Source organism: Rothia kristinae, assembly GCF_016028855.1.
Taxonomy (GTDB): Bacteria; Actinomycetota; Actinomycetes; order Actinomycetales; family Micrococcaceae; genus Rothia; species Rothia kristinae.
In genome coordinates this window covers 519,143-535,291 of sequence record NZ_CP065738.1, presented here as the reverse complement: position 1 = coordinate 535,291, position 16,149 = coordinate 519,143, and the positions used below count along the sequence as shown (strand labels likewise).

14 protein-coding genes and 1 tRNA gene are annotated in these 16,149 nt (G+C 73.3%); 12 read left to right on the top strand and 3 right to left on the bottom strand.

Features of this window, described 5'->3' with window-relative positions; genetic code table 11:
- Positions 1-28 precede the first annotated feature (28 nt).
- Positions 29-1,021, bottom strand: coding sequence for a class I SAM-dependent methyltransferase (locus I6G21_RS02370; protein WP_061225323.1), 993 nt, complete (start codon positions 1,019-1,021; stop codon positions 29-31).
- 186 nt (positions 1,022-1,207) lie between these two features.
- On the opposite strand from I6G21_RS02370, the gene I6G21_RS02365 reads away from it, so the two are divergent.
- The 3 genes from I6G21_RS02365 (at position 1,208) to I6G21_RS02355 (ending at position 4,566) form a co-directional block, all read left to right on the top strand.
- Positions 1,208-3,145 carry an NHL domain-containing thioredoxin family protein gene (locus I6G21_RS02365; protein ID WP_058730836.1) on the top strand — a complete coding sequence of 646 codons (1,938 nt, stop codon included), beginning with the start codon at positions 1,208-1,210 and terminating at the stop codon, positions 3,143-3,145.
- Positions 3,146-3,155: 10 nt separating this feature from the next.
- Positions 3,156-3,845: a hypothetical protein gene (locus tag I6G21_RS02360; protein ID WP_058730837.1), complete on the top strand. Its 690-nt coding sequence runs from the start codon at positions 3,156-3,158 to the stop codon at positions 3,843-3,845.
- Between the two features lie 70 nt (positions 3,846-3,915).
- Entirely contained in the window at positions 3,916-4,566 is a 651-nt protein-coding gene (locus I6G21_RS02355) for a class I SAM-dependent DNA methyltransferase (RefSeq protein WP_129357691.1), read from the top strand.
- Positions 4,567-4,662: 96 nt separating this feature from the next.
- On the opposite strand, the gene I6G21_RS02350 is transcribed toward I6G21_RS02355, so the two are convergent.
- Positions 4,663-4,736 (bottom strand) — tRNA-Gly (locus I6G21_RS02350).
- A 97-nt stretch (positions 4,737-4,833) separates the two neighbouring features.
- On the opposite strand from I6G21_RS02350, the gene dcd reads away from it, so the two are divergent.
- From dcd to I6G21_RS02335, 3 genes are read left to right on the top strand one after another with little or no spacing between them, the layout of a single operon-like run.
- Entirely contained in the window at positions 4,834-5,439 is a 606-nt protein-coding gene (dcd, locus tag I6G21_RS02345; RefSeq protein WP_058730839.1) for a dCTP deaminase, read from the top strand.
- Positions 5,436-6,845 carry a hypothetical protein gene (locus I6G21_RS02340; protein ID WP_129357692.1) on the top strand — a complete coding sequence of 470 codons (1,410 nt, stop codon included), beginning with the start codon at positions 5,436-5,438 and terminating at the stop codon, positions 6,843-6,845. Before dcd ends, I6G21_RS02340 begins: the two co-directional genes overlap by 4 nt.
- Positions 6,842-7,954 carry a TlpA family protein disulfide reductase gene (locus I6G21_RS02335; RefSeq protein ID WP_058731222.1) on the top strand — a complete coding sequence of 371 codons (1,113 nt, stop codon included), beginning with the start codon at positions 6,842-6,844 and terminating at the stop codon, positions 7,952-7,954. The genes I6G21_RS02340 and I6G21_RS02335 overlap by 4 nt, the downstream gene beginning before the upstream one ends.
- A gap of 19 nt (positions 7,955-7,973) precedes the next feature.
- On the opposite strand, the gene I6G21_RS02330 is transcribed toward I6G21_RS02335, so the two are convergent.
- The gene (locus I6G21_RS02330) at positions 7,974-9,404 is read right to left on the bottom strand and encodes an MFS transporter (protein ID WP_331250955.1); all 1,431 of its coding nucleotides are present in this window, start codon (positions 9,402-9,404) and stop codon (positions 7,974-7,976) included.
- 27 nt (positions 9,405-9,431) lie between these two features.
- On the opposite strand from I6G21_RS02330, the gene I6G21_RS02325 reads away from it, so the two are divergent.
- From I6G21_RS02325 to mnhG, 6 genes are read left to right on the top strand one after another with little or no spacing between them, the layout of a single operon-like run.
- Positions 9,432-12,554, top strand: a complete 3,123-nt coding sequence (locus I6G21_RS02325) for a Na+/H+ antiporter subunit A (protein ID WP_232238581.1) — start codon at positions 9,432-9,434, stop codon at positions 12,552-12,554.
- Positions 12,551-13,069: a Na(+)/H(+) antiporter subunit C gene (locus tag I6G21_RS02320; RefSeq protein ID WP_058731220.1), complete on the top strand. Its 519-nt coding sequence runs from the start codon at positions 12,551-12,553 to the stop codon at positions 13,067-13,069. The genes I6G21_RS02325 and I6G21_RS02320 overlap by 4 nt, the downstream gene beginning before the upstream one ends.
- Positions 13,066-14,673: a Na+/H+ antiporter subunit D gene (locus tag I6G21_RS02315; protein WP_129357694.1), complete on the top strand. Its 1,608-nt coding sequence runs from the start codon at positions 13,066-13,068 to the stop codon at positions 14,671-14,673. Before I6G21_RS02320 ends, I6G21_RS02315 begins: the two co-directional genes overlap by 4 nt.
- Positions 14,673-15,356 (top strand): Na+/H+ antiporter subunit E, encoded by a 684-nt coding sequence (locus tag I6G21_RS02310; protein ID WP_129357695.1) that lies wholly within the window; start codon positions 14,673-14,675, stop codon positions 15,354-15,356. Before I6G21_RS02315 ends, I6G21_RS02310 begins: the two co-directional genes overlap by 1 nt.
- On the top strand, positions 15,356-15,676 hold the full coding sequence (locus I6G21_RS02305) for a monovalent cation/H+ antiporter complex subunit F (RefSeq protein WP_129357696.1): 321 nt from the start codon (positions 15,356-15,358) through the stop codon (positions 15,674-15,676). The genes I6G21_RS02310 and I6G21_RS02305 overlap by 1 nt, the downstream gene beginning before the upstream one ends.
- Positions 15,673-16,134, top strand: coding sequence for a monovalent cation/H(+) antiporter subunit G (mnhG, locus tag I6G21_RS02300; protein WP_081046370.1), 462 nt, complete (start codon positions 15,673-15,675; stop codon positions 16,132-16,134). The genes I6G21_RS02305 and mnhG overlap by 4 nt, the downstream gene beginning before the upstream one ends.
- Positions 16,135-16,149: the final 15 nt, after the last annotated feature.

Genomic DNA, 16,149 nt, shown 5'->3' with positions numbered 1-16,149 from the left:
CCGCTGAGGCTGGCGTCGCCGGCCCGGCTCAGTCCGGGTCGCCCAGCCGCAGGCGCACCAGGCGCACTACCCCCGTCAGACGCAGCAGGCGCGCCCGGGCCCGGGTGGCCCCGGACAGCCCGGCCGGCAGCGGCCCCTCGCGCAACAGGGGCTCGGAGTCGAGGACCCTGGCGTCGGCCTCCCAGGAGGCCGCCTCCGCCGGCAGGTGGGCCGCGGGCAGCGGGGCGCCGTCGGCGGGGCCGAGCAGGGTCCCGGCCTGGCGGGCCCCGCGGCGGGTGGCGGCGTCGGTGAGCACCTCGACGCCGGGGAAGCGCGCGGCCAGGTCCCGCATCAGCGGGCGCAGCTGCTCCCGGCTCAGGCCCGCGAAGGCCCCCGGGGCCAGGATCAGCACCGGATCTCCGGGGCGCAGCCCCAGGGTCTCGGCGACCTCCTTCGGCCAGGCGGGATCCGTCACCGCGGAGGGCACCCCGTGCACCCGCAGGTGCGTGGGCAGCAGCCGCTGGCGCAGGGCGATCACCTCGCGCCGGTCCACCGCGCACCAGTGCGCCTGCTGCGGGGCGACCCGCCACAGGGCCGTGGACAGCCCGGCCTTCAGCTCGATGATCGCGCCCCGCGGGTGCTCGGCCACGAACCGCTGGACCTGCGCATCCAGGCTGCGGGTGCGGGCCAGGCAGCACAGGTCCGCGAACTCCGCGGTGGGCCCGGTGGACAGCAGCCCCTGGCCGGGCAGCGGGGCCTCCGGTTCGGCGCCCTTCTTCTGCGTCTTCGGATCGGCACCCGGATCCGCCCTCTGACCCGCGTCCGGTTCGCCGCCCCGGGGGGCCGCCGGAGACGGACCCGGGTGCGGGGCGCGCCGGCGCAGGCCGCGCAGGCGCCGCAGCAGCAGCTGGCCGGTGGGATCCTCGAGGGTCCCAGGCCAGCGCCGGGCGGCGCGCTCGCGGGCCAGCAGGGGCGCCAGCAGCTGCCCCGGCACGGAGGAGAGGTCGAAACCGGCCAGGGAGTCCTGATGATCGGCGAACACGGAAGGCCTCCTGGGCTCTCGCCGCGGCCGCGGCGGTGGATGGGCATCGCTTCCTCGATCTTCGGCCACCGGGGCCCGCGGGGCAAGCGCATCGCCCCGACGTCGGGACCGCGGTGGGAAGAGCCGCGGCCCATCCGACGTTGCTACCCTCGACGAAGAGATCCCCGATCACCCCAGGAGCACCCCATGGCAGACCGCGAACCGCGCGTGCGCGCCTCCGAGCTGACCGGCCGCGGCTGGCTGAACACCGGAGGCCGAGACCTGAGCCTGCAGGAGCTGCGCGGGAAGATCGTGATCCTGGACTTCTGGTCCTTCTGCTGCATCAACTGCCTGCACGTGCTGGACGAGCTGCGCGAGCTGGAGGAGCGCTACGCGGACGTCCTGGTGACCGTGGGTGTGCACTCGCCCAAGTTCGAGCACGAGGCGGACCCCGACGCGCTGGCCGCGGCCGTGGACCGCTACGACGTGCGCCACCCCGTCCTGGACGACCCCAAGCTGGGCACCTGGCAGGCCTACACCGCTCGGGCCTGGCCGACCCTGGTGGTCGTGGACCCGGAGGGATACGTCGTCGCGCACCTGTCCGGGGAGGGCCACGTGCAGGGGCTGGTCTCCCTCGTCGAGGAGCTGGCCGCCGCGCACGAGGCCAAGGGCACCCTGCACCGCGGGGACGGGCCCTACGTCCCGCGCCCGCCGCAGGAGGGCGTGCTCTCCTTCCCCGGCAAGATCACGGCCCTGCCCCCCGAGCTGGCCGCCCCGGACGCGCAGGGCCCCACCTGGCTGGTCACGGACACGGGCCGGCACCGCGTCGTCGAGCTGGACGATACCCTGGAGACCGTGCTGCGCTCTTGGGGCGGGCCGGAGAAGGGCCACGCCGACGGCGGCCCGGGGGACGCCCGCTTCGACGAGCCGCAGGGCCTGGCCGTGCTGCCGCCGGCCATCCGCGAGGCCGCCGGGTACGACGTGCTCGTGGCGGATTCCGTGAACCACCGGCTGCGCGGGATCCGGCTGGCCGACGGCGCGGTCAGCACCGTCGCCGGCAGCGGCGTGCAGCGCCTGCTCGACGCCGAGGGCGCGCGCACCGGGGACCCGAACCGCATCGACCCCGCCGCCGATCCGCTGGGCGTGTCCCTGTCCTCCCCGTGGGATGTGCTCTGGTCCGAGGCGGCCGGGCTGGTGCTCGTGGCGATGGCCGGAACCCACCAGATCTTCTCCTTCGACCCCGTCACCGGCTCCGTGCAGGTCTTCGCCGGCACGGGAGCCGAGGGCCTGCTGGACGGGCCCGCCCACGAGGCCTGGTTCGCCCAGACCTCCGGCCTGGCCGCGGCCGCCGACGGCACCGTGTGGCTGGCGGATTCGGAGACCTCCGCCCTGCGCCGCCTGCGCTTCGACGCCGGCGAGCAGGTCCGCGCGGAGACCGCGGTGGGCGAGGGCCTGTTCGACTTCGGCTTCCGCGACGGCGACGCCGCGACCGCGCGCCTGCAGCACTGCCTGGGGGTCGCGGTGCTGCCGGACGGCTCGGTGGCCGTGGCCGACACCTACAACGGGGCGGTGCGCCGCTGGGACCCGGCCTCGGGGCAGCTGAGCACCCTGGCCCGGGGCCTGGCCGAGCCCTCCGACGTGCTGCTGGAGCAGCGCGGGCAGGACCAGGAGCCGCTGCTGCTGGTCGTGGAGACCAACGCCCACCGCATCACCCGCCTGCCGATCCCCGCCGAGGCCCAGCGGGTGGACGAGGGCGCGGCGCGAAGCCAGCGCGCGGTCTCCCAGATCGCCGGGGGCACGCTGACCCTGCGCTCGCGCTTCACCGCCCCCACGGGGCAGAAGCTGGATGACCGGTGGGGGGATCCCACCCAGCTGAAGGTCTCCGCGACCCCGCCGGAGTTCCTCCTCGACGGCGCCGGGGCCGCCCAGGGCCTGGAGCGCACGCTGCGGCTGAACCCGGAGATCACCGAGGCCGTGCTGCACGTGACGGCGCGGGCGGCCGCCTGCGACGGCGAGCCCGGCGGCGAGATCCCGGACCACGCGGCCTGCCACCTGTACCAGCAGGACTGGGGCATCCCCGTCGTCGTCACCGGGGATCCGGCGGACGAGGCGGAGATGGTCCTGGACCTGCGCGGCGTGAACTGAGGGCCTCCCGATGGCGGAGAACACCCGGGACATCCCCGAGCGGTACGGGAAGCTCGTGCAGGGCTTCCACCCGCGCATCGGCTCCTACGGGCGCAGGCTGCTGGCCGTGGCCCCCAACCTCCTGCTGGCGGCGCTCCTGCTGGCCTACCTGGCGTACAAGCGTCCGGCGGCGACCATCACCGTGATCGCGGTGCTGCTGATCGCGGGGTCGGCGGCCGCCTGCTACTCGGTGCTGCGCCCGGCCACCGCGGCCCTGACCGAGACGCACCTGCTCAAAGCCCGGCTGATCGGATGGACGGCGGTGCCCCGGGAGCGGATCGCGGGCACGGTGTTCGTCGCCCGGCTGCGTCCGGCGGGCGCGGATGCCGCCCGCGGGCCCTTCGCCCGGCTGCGGTCCCGCGGGGTCCCGGCCCTGTGGTTCACGGACGCGCAGGGACGCCGGCTGATGCGCTTCGACGGGCGGATCTGGGATGCGAAGACCCTGCGGGGGCTGTCGGGGAAGCTGACCCCCAGCACCGAGGTGTACGAGCTGGCCGACGTCGAGCAGATCGACGCCGCCCACCCGCACCTGATCACCTTCGCCGAGCGCCACCCTCGGTTCCGCTCCACGGTGCTGACCGTGCTCGGGGTGCTCATCCTGGTGCTCGTGCTGCTGCTGGCCTTCTGGCCGGAGCTGCTGCACGCCCAGCGCCTCGTCTGATCCCCGCAGGCCCTGCCCCGAGGGGCGCCGCCCGACGCGGGCCCCGGCGGCGGGCTCCTAGACTGGCCCCATGCGTGAACCGTCTCTGTGGGAGCAGCAGGTCCAGCGGAATCCCGAGCACTCCCGGTGGTACATCCAGCGCTTCGAGGCCATGCGCGCCGCGGGCGCGGACCTGGCCGGGGAGGCCCGGACCATGGACGCCCTGCTGCCGCGCGCGGCTCTCGTGCTCGACGCCGGCGCCGGGCCCGGCCGGGTTGGCGGGCAGCTGCTGGCGCTCGGGCACCGCGTGGTCGGGGTGGATGTGGACCCGGTGCTGGTCGAGCAGGCGCGGGCGGATCATCCCGGGGCTCAGTGGCTGGTCGGGGACCTGGCGCAGCTCGGCACGGTCCTGCCCGCGGGTTACCTCGGGTCCTTCGACGGGATCGTGTGCGCGGGCAACGTGATGACCTTCCTGGCGCCCTCGACCCGGCGGGACGTGCTGGCCGGATTCGCCGCCGCCCTGAAGCCGGGGGCCCGGGCGGCGGTCGGCTTCGGCGCGGGGCGCGGCTACGGCTTCGGGGAGTTCCTCGACGACGCCCGCGCCGTCGGCCTGGAGCCGGCGACCCTGCTGGGCACGTGGGATCTGGAGCCGCTCACCCCGGACTCGGACTTCCTGGTGGCCCTGCTGCGTCGCCCGCAGGATCCGGCCCGCGACGCCGGGGCGCGCACGAGCCTCCTCTGAGGGCCGGCGCCCCGCGAGACCGCACAGAAAAGCCGAGACCGCACCCGGCGGGTGCGGTCTCGGCATCTTCGTGCGGTCTCGACGTCGTCGAGACGATGGAGCGGCTGACGGGAATCGAACCCGCGTATCAGGCTTGGGAAGCGTGCGCTCTACCATTGAGCTACAGCCGCATGCGCCGTTCCGGCACCCCATGACTCTACCCCACGATCCGGAGGCGGCACAAACCGCACCCGCGGCGCGCCGGCGCCCGTGCTCTACAGTGGAACCGTGCTGATATCGGACCGTGACATCCGCCGGGAGATCGACGAGGGCCGCATCGGCCTGGACCCCTACGATCCCGCCATGCTCCAGCCCGCGAGCATCGACGTGCGCCTGGACCGCTTCTTCCGGCTGTTCGACAACCACAAGTACCCCCACATCGACCCGTCCCAGGACCAGTCCGAGCTGACCCGGCTGGTGCAGACCCGGGCCGACGAGCCGTTCATCCTGCACCCGGGGGAGTTCGTGCTCGGGGCGACCTACGAGAAGGTCACCCTGCCCGACGACGTCGCCGCCCGCCTGGAGGGCAAATCCTCCCTGGGCCGGCTCGGGCTGCTCACCCACTCCACCGCGGGCTTCATCGACCCCGGGTTCTCCGGTCACGTGACCCTCGAGCTGTCCAACATGGCAACCCTGCCGATCATGCTGTGGCCCGGCTCCAAGGTCGGGCAGCTGTGCTTCTTCCGACTGAGCTCTCCCACCGAGCACCCCTACGGCACCGGCGAGTACGGCAACCGCTACCAGGGTCAGCGCGGGCCCACCGCCTCCCGCGGCTACCTGAACTTCCACCGCACCCGCATCCCGGAATCCTCCGAACCGAGTTCGCGGGCATGACCCCGCCGCGCGTGTTCACCCTGCGCGCCATGGGGCGGTGCGTGCACGTGCGGGCCGAGCGGGGCGTGCCCGAGGAGTTCCTCGAGCGGCTGCGCGCGTCCTGGGCGGACTGCCTGGAGCCCGATGACGCGGTGCCCGATGACGTGGTGCCCGACGACGCCGAACCGGCGGGGGCCGAGTCCGCGGGCGCCGAGCGCGCCACCCGGGCCGATGCCGTGCTCCGGCTGGTCGGCCCGGACCTCGCGCCCGCCGATCCCGCATCCGCCGCATCCGCCGATGCCGATCCCGCTCCCTCCAGTCCGGAGGGCGCCGACGCCCCCGAACCCGCCTGCCTCGTGGTGGGGACGGAATCCACCTGGCCCGGCGCGGAGCAGTCCTTCACGACCCTGGTCACCACCACCCTGCTGGGGCTGCTGGTGGGGCGGGTTCACCTGCTGCACGCCGCGGCCCTGACGCCCCCCGAGGCCGCCGGGGAAGGGCCGTCGTCGGCCCTGGTGCTGGTCGGCCCCTCCGGGCGCGGCAAGACCACCGCCTCCCTGGCGCTGGCCCGGGCCGGGTGGGGCTACCTCTCGGATGAGACCGCGGTGATCGACCCCGCGGATCGGTCGGTGGCCCCCTATCCCAAGCCGCTGTCCGTGATCGAGGAGGCCGGGCGCCCCAAGGTCCAGCGCGCCGTCGGCGGAATGGGGCTGGCCGTGCGCCACCGGGGGGCGCCGCTGGGCGGACTCGTCCTGCTGCATCGGCTCGGCCAGGAGGAGGACCCGGGCGGCCCGGTGCCGCGCATCGAGCCCCTGCCGCTGGCCGAGGGGCTGCAGGCCCTGGCCGAGCAGTCCTCCGGGCTGGAGCGGATGCCCGACGGCGTGGTCCAGCTGGCCCGGCTCGTGCAGGACACCGGCGGGGTGCGTCGGGTCCTGTACCGGGAGGCCGCGACCCTGGACCCGGTGTTGCGGGGCCTCGCCCGGGACCCTGAGGCCACCGCGGTCCGCGAGCCCTGGACCCGCATCGCCGAGGAGGAGGGGGCGCCCCGATCCGGGCGGGAGGGTCGATGGCGCCGGGCCCCCGAGACCCACGGGATCGACACCGAGCAGGCGGCCCTCGTGCTGCGCCCCGGGCACAGCTACGTGCTCACCCGAGCCGCGGCCGACGCCTGGCTGCTGCTGGAGGGCCCCGGGCGCACCGCGACCGACCTGCGCGGCGCACTGGAGCGCCGCCACGGCCCGGCCCCCGACGGGGCGGTGGAGGACATCCTGGCCACGCTGGCCGAGGAGGGACTCCTCCGGGACCCCGGGCAGAGCGCCGACCCCGCGGTGACCAACACTGCCGCCCCAGTCAGCACCGCCCCGGCCGCAGGCCCCCGGCCATCCGCAGAAGCACCCCGTCCCGTCGAAGAGGAACCCGCCCCATGATCACCGCCGCTCTGGCCCTGCCCCTGATCCTCGCCGTCGTCCTGGTGCTCAGTGGGATCGCCAAGCTGCGCGCCCCGCAGACCGTCGCCGCGGGCTTCCGGGACCTGCGTGTGCCCGCCGCTCTGGACCGGGCCTGGCTGCGCGCTCTCCTGCCGTGGGGGGAGCTGGTTCTGGCCGCGGCCCTGCTCGCCGCCCCCGGGGCGCTGGCCCCGGTGGCCGCCATCGCTGCGGCCCTGCTGTTCCTGGCCTACTGGGTGCTGATCCGCCGGGCCCTGTCCTTCGAGAAGCCGGTCAGCTGCGGCTGCTTCGGGGAGGCCAGCGCGGAGCCGGTCAGCGGGTGGACCCTGGCCCGCAACACCGTCCTGGCCCTGGTGGCCCTGGGCTGGGTCGCCTGCTCCTTCGTCACCTCGGGCCCCGGGCTGATCGCGGCCCTGCGCGGGGCGGATGCCCTGTGGCTGCTCGGCGGGGCGCTGGGCGCGCTGACCCTGTGGCTGAGCATGCCGCGCGGTGCGGCCGCCCCCGCCGCCGTCGACCCCGCGGCGGGCGCGGGGACCCTCGGCGCGCCGCGCCCCGCGGGCGCCCCGGGTGAGGCGAGCGCCGATCAGGAGGCCGAGGACTACGTGCGCCGCCCGACCCCGGGCATGCTGCTGCGCGATGCCTCCGGCGAGCTGATCTCTCTGCGCAGCCTCGCCTCGCAGGGGGCACGGCTGCTGCTGCTGGTCTCCCCGGGGTGCGGCTCGTGCACCATCACCATGGCCGACGCCGTGCAGTGGCGGGGGAACCTGGGCCCGGTCACGCTGCACCTGATGACCCAGGCCCCGCAGGAGTCCCTGGAGGCCCAGACGGACGCATCCCTGCACGAGGACGCGCTGTACGACGTCGGCGGCTTCGCCTACGAGCTGCTGGGCATGGCCGGCACGCCCACGGCCGTGCTGGTGGGGGCCGACGGCGCCCTGGCCGGGGGACCGGTCGGCGGCTACGAGGCGATCCGCGAGTTCGTGGCCCAGATCCGGGACCAGCTGGCCGAGGCGGAGCAGCTCGACCCCGCCCAGGACGACACCGGGCAGGCCGATGCCGATCAGAGCGGTGAGGCCCGCCCTGCGAGCTGAGCCCGGCCCCCGCGGGGGCTCAGCCCTCGCGCACCCGCAGGCCGTCGGCGTCGGCCTCCGCGGCCGGCTGCTGGGCACCGCCGACCCGCGGCAGGGTCAGGGCGAGGATCAGCCCCGCGGCGAGCACCAGGATGATCCCGGCCACCCCCCAGATCTGCTGCCCCGTGATCGCCACGAACAGGGAGAACAGGGCCGGGGCGAGGAAGCTCATCGCCCGTCCGGTGGTCGAGTACAGCCCGAAGTACTCGCCCTCCTTCCCCGGCGTCGTGATCCGGGAGAGGTAGGTGCGCGCCGCGGACTGGGCCGGCCCGACGAAGCCGCACAGGATCAGCCCGCACACCCAGAACGCCGCCTGCCCGCGCAGGAGCAGCAGGGGGTTGGCCGCGGCGATCAGGCAGACCAGCGAGATCACGATGACGCGCTTGGGTCCCAGCAGATCGTCCAGGCGCCCGCCCAGCAGCGCTCCGGCCCCGGCCACCAGGTTGCCGGCGATCGCGAAGACGATGACCTGGTTGGTCGAGAAGCCGAAGGTCCCGGCGGCCAGCACCCCGCCGAAGGTGAAGATCCCGGCCAGCCCGTCCCGGAACACCGCCGAGGCGATGAGGAAGCGCAGCGTCGCCGGCTCCTCGCGCAGCAGCCGCAGGAGGGTCCTGCCGAGGCGTCGGTAGGAGTCCCGGATGGACTCGCGCGCGGCCTGCGGGGCGAGGTCCTCCACCGCGGTCTCGGGGAAGCGCACCAGGATCGGCAGGGAGAGTGCTGCCAGCCACACCGCGGAGAACACCGCGACGCCGCGCAGGTTCAGCGCCTCCTCCTCCGGCAGGCCCAGCAGGCCGGGGGAGATGAACCCCAGCAGCACGATCAGCAGCGCCAGGATCCCGCCGAAGTAGCCGAAGGACCACCCGATCCCGCTGACCCGCCCCACCGTCTTCGGGGTGGAGATCACCGGCAGCAGGGCGTTGTAGTGCACCGTGGCGATCTCGCTGAAGATGTTCGCCAGCCCCAGCAGCCCCACCCCCAGGTACAGGTAGGCCGGCTCCGGGCGCACGAAGAAGCACGCGGCCACGCACACCGCCACCAGGGCGGTGTTCAGCCCCAGCGCCCGACGTCGGGACCCGGCCCGATCCGCCCGCTGCCCCACGACCGGGGCGCTGAGGGCGACGACCAGCCCCGCGATGGCCAGCCCGGTGGAGAGCACCCGGGAGGTGTGCGCCTCGTCGCCGAAGGAGGCGCTGGTCAGATACACGGAGAAGACGAAGGTGGTCATCACGGCGTTGAAGCTCGCCGAACCGGCGTCCCAGAGGGCCCAGGCCAGCGTCGGACGGCGGCGGGGTGTGATCATGCCTACAGGGTACAGCCCGGGCGGTGCACCGCTCCGGGGATCTGCGTTCGGCGGCCCCCGGGCGGGTTGCGGGCTCTTGGTATCCTGGGGAGGACCTACTCCCCGGGCCATGTTAAGGAGTTCACCCGTTTGACCGCCGTGATCCTCGCCCACGGGATCGCCGCCCTGGTCTGCCCGTTCTTCTTCCGGCGCTGGGGTCGCACCTGCTTCTACGTCCTGTCCCTCGTCCCCGCCGTCTGCTTCGTCTGGCTGTGCACCCTGGCCCCGGCCGTGCTGGGCCGCGGCGAGCAGCTGAGCACCTCCCTGCCCTGGATCCCGTCCCTGGGGATCTCCCTGACCTTCCGCATGGACGCGCTGTCCTGGATCCTCTCCGCGATGGTCCTCGGCGTCGGCGCCCTGGTCCTGTTCTACTGCGCCCAGTACTTCCGCCACACCAACCAGCACTCCGGGCGCTTCGCGGCGGAGCTGGTGGCCTTCGCCGGGGTCATGTTCGGCCTGGTCACCGCGGATGACCTCATGGTCATGTTCGTGTTCTGGGAGGTCACCAGCGTCCTGTCCTACCTGCTGATCGGGTACTCCAACGCCCGCCAGTCCGCGCGACGGGCGGCCCTGCAGGCGCTGATCGTGACGACGGCGGGCGGGCTGGCGATGTTCATCGGCCTGGTCATGCTCGGCAACCTCGCCGGGACCTACCTGATCTCGCAGATCGTGGACACCGCGCCCACCTGGCTGGTCGGTGCGGACCCGGGCTATCTGGCCGCGGTCGTCGTGCTGGTGCTGGTGGGGGCCGGGTCCAAGTCCGCGCTGTTCCCGCTGCACTTCTGGCTGCCCGGCGCCATGGCCGCCCCGACGCCGGTCAGCGCCTTCCTGCATGCCGCGGCCATGGTCAAGGCCGGCATCTACCTCATCGCCCGCCTGGCCCCCGTGCTCGCCCCCGTGCAGCCGTGGCTGCCCATGGTGCTCGGGCTGGGGCTGTTCACCATGCTGTTCGGCGGCTACGCGGCGCTGAAGCAGCACGACCTCAAGCTGATCCTCGCCTACGGGACCATCAGCCAGCTGGGGTTCCTCGCCGCCGTCGTGGGCCTGGGCACCCCGGACGCGCTGTACGCGGGGCTGGCGATGATGGTGGCCCACTCCCTGTTCAAGTCCACCCTGTTCCTGCTCACCGGGGTCATCGACCACCAGGCCGGCACCCGGGACATCCGGCGCCTGTCCGGGATCCGGCACCGGGCCCCGTGGCTGTTCGCGATGGCCGTGGTGGCCTCCGCCTCGATGGCGGGCATCCCGCCGCTGCTGGGCTTCGTCGCCAAGGAGGCCGTGGTGGAGGTCGGGCTGGACGCCTCCCACGGGGAGGTGGCCGGGCTCGGCGCCGGGGTCGGCTGGCTGGTCCTGCTGGGCATCGCCGTCGGCTCGGTGCTGACCCTCGCGTACACCGCCCGCTTCCTGTGGGGCGCCTTCGCGGACAAGCGGCCCTCGGACGTGCTGGCCGAGTCGCGGGACGAGGACGGCGCGGTGCGCCCCACCGGCTTCCACCGCATCTCCCCGACCTTCGCCGTCGCCCCGGCCGTGCTCGCGGTGCTGGGCCTGGGCCTGGGGCTGTGGCCGGAGCCGGTCTCTGCCGCGGTGCACGCCTACACCGAGCAGTACGGCCACGGCCACCTGCACCTGGCCCTGTGGCACGGACTCACCCCGGCACTGGGGGTCTCCGCCCTGATCATCGCGGCCGGTCTCGGCCTGTTCGCCGCGCGGCGGCCCGTGCAGTCCTTCCAGCTGGCCCTGCCGCAGTGGCCCGCCGCCGACGCCGTGTACCGCGCCGTCGTCGGGGCGATCGACTGGGCGGCGGTGCGCGTGACGGGTGCGACCCAGCGGGGTTCGCTGAGCTTCTACCTGGCCGTCATCATGGTCACGGCCGTGCTGGTGCCCACGGTCGGGCTGTTCCTGGTGGACACCCCGCCGCTGAACCCGCTGCGCTGGACCGATTCCCCGGCCCAGTGGGCCACCGTGATCATCATGATCGCCGCGGCGCTGATCGCCCAGCGGGCCCGCAAGCGCTTCCTGGCGATCCTGATGGTCTCCGTCACCGGCTACGGCATCTCCCTGCTGTTCGCCCTGCGCGGGGCCCCGGACCTGGCCCTGACCCAGATGCTCGTGGAGACGATCTCCCTGATCGCCTTCGTCCTGGCGCTGCGCATGCTGCCCTCCGGGCTGTGGAACCGCTTGGGCGCTCGGGTGCGTCACCGGGCCGCCCGAGTCGCCATCAGCGTCGGCTTCGGCGCGTTCATGATGGTGCTGGCCGCCTTCGCCCTGTCCTCCCGGATCACCGACCCGATCTCCCTGGCGATGCCGCAGGCCGCCTACGAGATCGGGCACGGCAAGAACGTCGTCAACGTGATCCTCGTGGACATGCGCGCCTGGGACACCTTCGGGGAGACCTCCGTGCTGGCCCTGGCGGCCACGGGCGTGGCCTCTCTGATCTTCATCGCCGGGCGCCAGGACCTCTCCCGGGCCCGCAAGCGCCTGGACACCCAGGGGCTGCGCACCGTGACCCGGCGCTATGCCGAGCGCACCGATCTCTCCCCGGGCGCGCAGGTGGCCAACGACTTCATGGACGTGCAGCGGGACCCGTTCCTGGTGGCCGGGCGGACCCTGGCCCCGGAGAACCGCTCGCTGATGCTGGAGGTCGTGACCCGACTGATCTTCCACAGCATCCTCATCGTCTCCCTCTATCTGCTCCTGGCCGGGCACAACCTGCCCGGCGGCGGCTTCGCCGGGGGACTGCTGGCCGGGCTCGCCCTGGCCCTGCGCTACCTCGCCGGCGGGCGCTACGAGCTGTCCGAGGCCTCTCCGGTCAACGCCGGGGTGCTGCTGGGTTCGGGCCTGCTGATCTCCGGGGCCTACGCCCTGTCCCCGCTGCTGTGGGGCGGGGACGTGTTCACCTCCTACGCCTTCGACCTGCACCTGCCCGTGTTCGGGGAGGTCCACCTGGTCACGGCCCTGATCTTCGACATCGGGGTGTACCTCGTGGTGGTCGGGCTGATCCTGGACGTGCTGCGCTCCCTCGGCGGGAAGATCGACGAGAACCTCGAGCAGGAGCGGGAGGCCTCGGCGCGTCGGGCCCGCGGGCCGCGGCGCATCCAGGTGCGCCGCTCCTCGACCGTCGCAGCCACCCCCTCCGGCCCGGTCACCGCGACCCCGGTGGACGAGGACGGCGAGGCGACCGCGGACACCGCCGCCGTCGCCAGGGAAGGAGGCCGAGCATGATCGACGCCGCGCTGCTGCTGGTGATGGGCGTGCTCTACGCCGTCGGGGTCTACCTGATCCTGGAGAAGGCCCTGACCAAGGTCCTGCTGGGGCTGATGCTGATCACCAACGCCACCAACATCTTCATCCTGCACGCCGGAGGCCTGCCGGGCCGGGCCGCCTTCTGGGACGGCACCACGGATCCGGCGGATTACACCGACCCCCTGCCGCAGGCGCTGATCCTCACCGCGATCGTCATCTCCTTCGCCGTCACCGCGCTGATGCTCGGGATGATCTACCGCAGCTGGGTCCTCTCCCGCAAGGACGACATCCAGGACGACGCCGAGGACCGGCGCGTGGCCGCCCAGTCCGACTACGACCCGGAGGACGACGACGCCGCCCCGATCGAGCCCTCCGAGTTCGAGGGCTCCGAGGAGGAGCGCGAAGCCGAGTACCGACGGCGCAAGGAGCGCCAGGCCGCCGCGGGTGGAACCCGCGATGAGGCACGACGAGCACGGAAGGAGCGCCGCCGATGACCATCTTCGATCTGGCCCCGGCGGCGGTGATCCTGCCGCTGATGACCGCCGGCTTGGACTTCGTCTTCTACCGCCGCCCCAACGTGCAGCGGGTGGTCTCCCTGGCCGCCGTCGTCGCGGTGCTGGTCCTGGAGATCGGGCTGCTGGCGGCCAGCTGGTCCTCCGGGCCGGTCTCGGTCTCCCTGGGCGGGTGGGGCGCGCCGCTGGGGATCGTGCTGGTCGTGGATCGGCTGGCCTCCCTGATGCTGGTGGTCTCCTCCACCGTGTCCCTGGCGGTGCTGGTCTACGCGACCGGCCAGGGCCTGGCCGACGGCGACGACGACTCCCCGATCTCCGTCTTCCACCCCACCTACCTGGTGCTGCTGGCCGGGGTCTCCAACGCGTTCCTGGCCGGGGACCTGTTCAACCTGTACGTGGGCTTCGAGATCCTGCTGACCGCCAGCTACGTGCTGCTGACGATGTCCGGCTCGGCCCCGCGCATCCGCGCCGGGGTCACCTACACGGTGGTCTCGGTGGTCTCCTCGATGCTGTTCCTCATCGCCATCGGGATGGTCTATGCCGCGGTGGGCACCGTGAACATGGCCGACGTCGCCGCGAAGATCCCGGATCTGCCGGAGGGCACCCAGACCCAGCTGCACCTCCTGCTGCTCGTGGCCTTCGGGATCAAGGCCGCCGTGTTCCCGCTGTCCCTGTGGCTGCCGGACTCCTACCCGACGGCCCCCGCCCCGGTCACCGCGGTGTTCGCGGGTCTGCTGACCAAGGTCGGGGTGTACGCGATCATCCGCACGGAGACGCTGCTGTTCCCCGGCAACCCGGTCAGCGACCTGCTGACCTGGGTCGCGATCCTCACCCTCGTGGTCGGGATCCTGGGTGCGCTGACCCAGACGGACATCAAGCGCACCCTGTCCTTCATCCTCATCAGCCACATCGGGTACATGATCTGGGGCATCGCCCTGGACACCGAGGCCGGGCTGATGGCGGTGGTGTTCTACGTCGCCCACCACATCGTCATCCAGACCAGCCTGTTCATGGTCGTGGGCCTGCTGGAGCGGCGCGGCGGCACCGCCAACATGGATCGCCTGGCCGGGCTGGCGAAGATCGCCCCGGTCCTGGCGGTGCTGTACTTCATCCCGGCGATGAACCTGGGCGGCATCCCCCCGTTCTCCGGCTTCCTCGGCAAGGTCGCTCTGATCGACGCGAGCGTGCAGAAGGGCGGCTGGGAGGCCTACACGATGGCCGGCGTCGGGGTGTTCGTCTCCCTGCTGACCCTGATGGTCCTGGCCCGGGTGTGGAACCGCGTGTTCTGGCGCCGTCCGGAGGACGCCGAGTTCCCGGACCCGATCCTGCTGGCCCGGTCCGGCGACGGGGACTACGGGGTGCTGACCTCCGGTCAGACGGCCTCCGGGGCCTACTCGGAGAAGGACGTGACCCTCCTGCCGCGCACCATGGTCGGGTCCACGGCGGCCCTGGTGGCCGTGGGGGTCGCTCTCACGGTGTTCGCCGGGCCCATCTTCGACTTCTCGGGTGCGGCCGCCCACAGCCTGGATGACCAGCAGACCTACATCCGCGCCGTGCTGGGCGAAGCGGCGGAAGGAGGCCGGTGATGAACGAGCCGACCGGGCGCCTGCCCACCACCCGCCCCTCGGGGGCGCACCTGACCGAGGTCGTGCTGATCCTGTGGCTGGTGGTGCTGTGGGGCGCGCTGTGGCAGGACTACGGCATCGGGAACCTGGTCTTCGGGCTGGTGCTCGCGGTGCTGGTGGTGCGCGTGTTCAAGCTGCCGCCGGTGCGCTCCTCGGGCCGGTTCAACGCGCTGCGGGCCCTGGAGTTCCTGGCGAAGTTCCTCTGGTGGGTCTTCCTCGGCTCGGTGCAGGTGCTGTGGCTGGCCGTGCGTCCGGGACCGCAGCCGAGCAACGCCGTGGTCTCGGTGCGCTTGCGCTCCACGGATGACCTGATCATGACCGCAGTGGGCCAGGTGGTCTCCCTGATCCCCGGTTCGCTGGTGGTGGAGGTGGACCGGCGCAGCGCGACCATCTACTTCCACGCCATCGACGTCGCCACCGACGAGGACGTCCGCCGCTTCCGCGACCGGGTGTTCGCGGTGGAGCGGCTCGTGGTCGAGGTGATGGGCAGCCGGGAGCACCTGGCCGAGGTCCGCGGGCGGACCGGCGGACGCACCCGGGTGCGCAGATTCGAGAACACCGGGCCGGAGCGGGCCGTGCAGCGCCCGGAGGCCGCGGCCCCCTCGTCGGGGCCCGGCGCGGGCAGCGAGGAGGAGAGGCAGTGATGGAGGGCTTCGTCGTCGTGTGCGGGGTGATCCTGGTGGCCGCGACCCTGTGCACCATCTACCGGCTGGCCAAGGGACCCACCCTGCTGGACCGGGTGGTGGCCTCGGATGTGCAGCTGGCGATCGTGGGGGCCGCGGTGGCCGTGGACATGGTCTACCGGCGCAGCTACGAGAACATGACCCTGCTGCTCATCGTCTCGCTGGTGGGCTTCCTGGGCTCGGTGACGGTGGCGCGCTTCGCCAACAACCAGAAGCCCGCGGAGGAGACCCCGGCCTCCGAGGTGCCGACCACGGCCGGGGACCCGGGGGTGGATCGATGAGCGGGATGGACGTCGCGGCCGGAATCTGCCTGATCATCGGGTGCCTGATGTCCCTGGGCGCGGGGATCGGCATCGTGCGCTTCCCGGACGTGCTGACCCGTCTGCATGCCGGGGCCAAGCCCCAGGTCTTCGGGCTGTTCATGCTGCTGCTGGGGGTGGGGCTGGCCGCGCGCTCCTGGGCGCTGGTGCCCCTGCTGGTGTTCGTGTGGGTGCTGCAGCTGGTGGTGATCCCCGTGTCCTCGCACATGGTGAGCCGTTCCGGGTTCCGCAACAAGCACTTCCGGCCCGAGTCCCTGTCCCACAACGAGCTGGCGGACCTGGTGCAGCGGATGTCCGAGGAGGACGCCCAGCGGGCGGACGCCGGAAACGCCCCGCAGACCGGGGCGGATGATGCGGGGGTGCGCGAACCCGGCGCGGACGCCGACGCCGACGCCGCGCGGACCGGTCGATCGGACTGACCCGCCCGCGCGGCG